This is a genomic window from Falsiroseomonas oryzae (assembly GCF_027856955.1).
In the GTDB taxonomy this organism is placed as follows: Bacteria; Pseudomonadota; Alphaproteobacteria; order Acetobacterales; family Acetobacteraceae; genus Falsiroseomonas; species Falsiroseomonas oryzae.
Genome location: NZ_JAPSMD010000695.1, coordinates 1 through 1,902 on the forward strand (window position 1 = coordinate 1; position 1,902 = coordinate 1,902).

General features: G+C 76.5%; 2 protein-coding genes. One reads left to right on the forward strand and one right to left on the reverse strand.

All coding sequences use genetic code 11. From position 1 onward, the window contains the following. The coding region (locus OZN99_RS30700) for a flavin monoamine oxidase family protein (protein WP_270938997.1) at positions 1-1,372 on the forward strand (1,372 nt) is incomplete at its 5' end. A gap of 28 nt (positions 1,373-1,400) precedes the next feature. Here OZN99_RS30700 and OZN99_RS30705 read toward each other — a convergent pair. After that, on the reverse strand, positions 1,401-1,902 hold a 502-nt coding region (locus OZN99_RS30705; protein ID WP_270938998.1), incomplete at its 5' end, for a hypothetical protein.

The following is a 1,902-nucleotide window of genomic DNA, read 5'->3' on the forward strand; positions in this document are numbered from 1 at the left end:
GGCCCCGGCGCTGCCGGCGCGGGCGCGCCCGATGGTCGGCGGGCGGGATGCGCGCATCGTCGTGGTCGGCGCGGGCCTCGCGGGCCTGGTCGCGGCGCATCGGCTGGTGGAGGCGGGCGCGGCGCAGGTCACGGTGTACGAGGCCAACACGCGGGTCGGCGGGCGGATGCTCTCGGCCCGCGGCCTGGTGGGGGAGGGCACGGTCTGCGAGCTGGGGGGCAGCTTCGTCAATGCCGAGCACGCCGACATGCTGGCGCTGGCGCGGGAGTTCGGGCTGGAGCTGGAGGACGGCGCGGCGGAGGCCGGGCCGCCTTTGCTCGGCACCTATTTCGTGGAGGGGCGGCACCGGACGGTGGCGGAGATCGCCGCCGAGGCCGCCGGGTTCCTGCCCCGGCTGCAGGCGATGCGGGAGGGGCCGGAGGCGGCGAAGGCGGCGCTGGACCTGCGCTCGGCGGCGGAGATCCTGGACGGGCTCGGCGTGTCAGGCTGGCTGCGGCGGCTGCTGGATGTCGGTCTGACACAGGAGATGGGGCTGGAGCCCGACCGGATGTCGGGCCTCTACCTGGTGGAATCCTTCGCGCCGGATCCGGCGCGGCCGCAGCGCGGGCTGTTCTCCTCCGACCAGCGCTACCAGGTGGCGGGCGGCAACGACCGGCTTCCGGCGGCAATCGCTGCCAGGCTCGGCGACCGCATCCGGCCCGGGCACCGGCTGCAGGCAGTGCGGCGCAGCGGGTCGGGCTACGCGCTGGCCTTCGACCGGGGTGGCGGGACGCGGGAGGTCACGGCGGATGTGGTCGTGCTGGCGTTGCCGGCCACCATCCTGCGCGGCGTCGCGCTCGACATCGGCGTGCCGCCCCTGGCCCGGCGCGCGATCCGCGAACTGGCCTACGGGACCAACGCCAAGCTGCTGGCGGGCCTCTCGACGCGGCCCTGGCGCGGCGCGGGGCGCAGCGGGGAATGCCTGAACGACCTGGGCATCCAGACCGTGTGGGAGGACCATGCGCGTCCGGGCTCCGGGCCGGGCGCGATGACGATCTTCGCCGGCGGCCGCACCGGCGTGGATTTCGCCCGGGGCCGCGCGGCGGACCGGGCGCGGGCGGCGACGGGCGCGATCGAGGCGGCGCTGCCCGGTGCCGCGGCAGCCTTCAACGGCCGCGCCAGCCGGATGAACTGGCCGGGCAATCCCTATGTCGGCGGCAGCTACAGCTGCTTCGCGCCGGGCCAGTGGACCGGCTTCGCCGGTGCCTTCGCGCCGGTCGGGCGGGTGGTCTTCGCCGGCGAGCACACCAGCGAGGGCTCCTCCGGCTACATGAACGGCGCGGCGGAGTCCGGGCGCGTGGCTGCGGAGGCGGTGGCGCGCGTGCTGGCGTAGCCCTGAACACAGTCAGGGCTACGCCGGTCTAGGAGGCGGCCGCCGGCACGCCCCCTGCCCGCTGAACGGCCGCAGGTCCAGGAGCCTCGGGCTTCTGGTGGGGCGTGCCGGGGGCAAGGGCCCCCGCTGCCTCCAGCAGCGCATGTGTCAGGGTGGCGCAGAGTGCCGGGCGGTGGGGCGGTTCGAGCATGGTGTGGTGGTTGCCCTGGACCGGGACGACGCGGCGCAGGTCGCTGCGCTGTCCCCAGCCGAGGTCGTCCGGCACGCCGGGTCGGGGCTGGTCGGAGCGGAACAGTGTGGTGGGAGCGGGGGTCCGTCCGGGGTCGCGCTCGACCCAGCGGCGCAGCGCCTCGCCGCGCAGGTTGGCGTTGATGTCGTGCCAGGCCCGCATGGCCGGCAGCCAGGGCGGCGGCAGGTCGGGCAGGATCCGCGCTGCCCAGCGCGCCCTGGCCGGCCTGGCGCCCAGCGCGGCCACCTGCCAGCGCAGCCAGCGGCGGAGGAAGTCGGGCAGGCGCTCGCGGTGCGGGGCG